General features: G+C 62.6%; 3 protein-coding genes. All 3 read right to left on the bottom strand.

The window, feature by feature from the left end; translation table 11 throughout:
• Positions 1-691, bottom strand: a 691-nt coding sequence (locus JOY90_RS16510) for an efflux RND transporter permease subunit (RefSeq protein ID WP_291692186.1), incomplete at its 3' end; no start/stop codon positions are given.
• Positions 688-1,764: an efflux RND transporter periplasmic adaptor subunit gene (locus JOY90_RS16505; RefSeq protein WP_291692185.1), complete on the bottom strand. Its 1,077-nt coding sequence runs from the start codon at positions 1,762-1,764 to the stop codon at positions 688-690. The genes JOY90_RS16505 and JOY90_RS16510, both read right to left, overlap by 4 nt.
• Positions 1,761-2,559: efflux RND transporter periplasmic adaptor subunit (locus JOY90_RS16500; protein WP_291692184.1), on the bottom strand; the 799-nt coding region annotated here is incomplete at its 5' end. The genes JOY90_RS16505 and JOY90_RS16500, both read right to left, overlap by 4 nt.

Genomic DNA, 2,559 nt, shown 5'->3' with positions numbered 1-2,559 from the left:
TGATGCGCTCTGGTCCCTCCTGGAACACGCCGGAGGGCGCGACGGCATTTTGCGCCTGCAGCGAGGAAACGATGGATCGGGTGTCGAGCCCGAGCGCTGCAATTTTCCGGGTCGAAAATTCCAGGAAAATCCTTTCATCCTGCGCGCCGAGAATGTCGACCTTGCCGACATCCGGGACGGTCAGGACTTTTGCGCGAATGTCCTCGACGCGGTCGCGCAACTGGCGCTGGCTCAGGCCGTCGCCGGTGAACGCATAGATGTTGCCGAACACGTCGCCGAAACGGTCGTTGAAGCCGGGGCCGACCACGCCTTGCGGGAGCTCGGCCTTGATGTCCGCAATCATGTTGCGGACGCGCGCCCAGGTCGGCGCGACGTCGGCCGCCTTGGTGGTGTCGCGCAGATAGACGAATACCGTGGTCTGGCCCGCAACGGTGACGCTCTTGGTGTAGTCGAGCTGTTCCAGCTCTTCGAGCTTCTTCTCGATCCTGTCGGTGACCTGGCGCGTCATTTCCTCCGGCGACGCGCCGGGCCATTGCGCCCCGATCACCATGGTCTTGATGGTAAAATCAGGATCTTCCTGCCGCCCGAGCTGCAGATAGGCGAACATGCCCGCCGCCATAAAGGCGATCATGAAATACCAGACGAGCGAGCGATGTCCGAGTGCCCAGTCGGAAAGGTTGAAGCTTTTCATGGCGTGGTGTCCTGTTCGATGCGGACTTGCTGTCCTTGTTTGAGGCTGTGGATTCCGGCAGTCACGATGCGCGCCCCTGCAGTCAGACCGCTGGTGACACGGATGCCTCCGTCGTCTTCGGAGAGCTCGACTTTGTGCAACGAGACCGTGCTCGTTGGGTCGTCGACGACCCAGACAAAATTCTCAGCGCCTACCTTGAGCACCGCGGATGTGGGCACCCGGAGAATCCGGCTGTAAGTCTCGCTGAGTCTTGCTGTGATGGTGCTCCCGAGCCGGAAGCTTTCGGGCGGATCATTCAAGGCGATGCGAACGCGGCGCATGCGGGTCACTTGATCGGCTTGCGGCGCAATTTCGCGAATTCGGCCCTGGATCTGAACGTCAGGAAGCAGCTGCAGGCCGACGGTGAATGGCAAACCGACTGTCAAGGGCACCGGGAAGTCCGCGCCGATATCGACTACGGCCTCTCGGACATCGGGCCGCGCAACGGTCACGACACTCTGACCCGGCGAAACGACTTGTCCCACCTCGGCGCTCACGGCCGTGACCACACCGGCGAAATCGGCCTTCACTTGAGCATAACCCTGCTGTTCGACAGCCTTGGTCAGGTTCGCTCGGGCACGAGCGGTTGATGCCTGCGCACCCGCGCGCACCTGCTCTGCGTCGTCAACCATCTGCTTTGTCGTGGCGTCGGTCTTGATCAGGATCCGCTTCCGCTCCTCGGTCCCGATTGCGTTTTCAAGGAGCGCCTCGGCTTTCGAAAGCTCCGCTTTCGCTGACTGCACGGCGAGCTCGAGGGCAGTCGGGTCGATTGCGGCGATCGTCTGCCCTTCGGTCACCAGATCTCCGACATTGACCGGGCGCGCGATGAGGCGTCCAAGCACACGGAAGCCGAGGTTGGTCTCATAGCGCGGCTGGACCGTTCCGACGGCCACAGTGCTGTCAGATGCGGCCGGTTCAATCACGGTGGACAGAACCGGCCTGACAGGCTCTGGCGTCTTCTCCTCCTGTTTGCAGCCGGCCACCGCCAAGGCCGAAGCGATGGTGCTTGCGATGACAAAATACCGTGTTCTCATGATCGATCCTCGCCAAATGTCACGGGTTGGCCAGAGCTCAGCAGCTTGCCTCCGTCGGTGACGACGCGGTCTCCGGCCTCGAGGCCTTCCCTGATCTGCACCGCTCCTGCCTCGTAAGCGCCGACAGTCACCGGCTTCAGTGACGCTGTCCTGGTCTTGGGATCGACGATCCAGACCGCGGGCTTTGACCCCACTGCCATCAGGGCGGTCCATGGCACGGTGATCTCGGTTGCGGGTTTCGTCCCGGCGGTGCCCGCGACGGCGCTTCCAAGCGCCATCGCAGCGGGTGGATTTTGGATCGCGACTTTCACGCGAACAGTGGAGCTCTTGGGATCGACGGCAGGCGATATCTCCCTGACGTAGCCTATAGCAGTCACGTCAGAACCCGAGACCAGCGCGAGCGAGACGCTGCCGCTCTCTACATCGCCCAGGAACATCGATTCAGGGACATCGAAGACGGCGTCGCGTTCGCCATCCTGCGCCAGCGTGAAGACCGATTGGGCGGCCTGCACGACTTGTCCGACCTCGAGGTTTCGGGCGGTAATCACACCGGCGGCGCGGGCGTGCAGTTCGGTATCTCCAAGCGCCTCGGTAGTCCTCCCCAGCTCCGCTTTCGCCGATTCAAGCGTGCTTTGGGTCGTTCGCAATTGCTCCTGCGCCTGGTCGTAGGCGACGCGGGTGGTGAATCCGCTCGAGAGAAGTTGGTTCTGCCGATCGAACGTCGCCTGCGCCACGCGCAGCTGGGCCTCCGCCGCAGCGACACTTGCGGTCGCGGCATCAAAATCAGCCTGCTGC

The organism is Bradyrhizobium sp., assembly GCF_019242285.1.
GTDB lineage: Bacteria > Pseudomonadota > Alphaproteobacteria > Rhizobiales > Xanthobacteraceae > Bradyrhizobium.
This window is presented reverse-complemented; position numbering and strand designations above follow the sequence as displayed.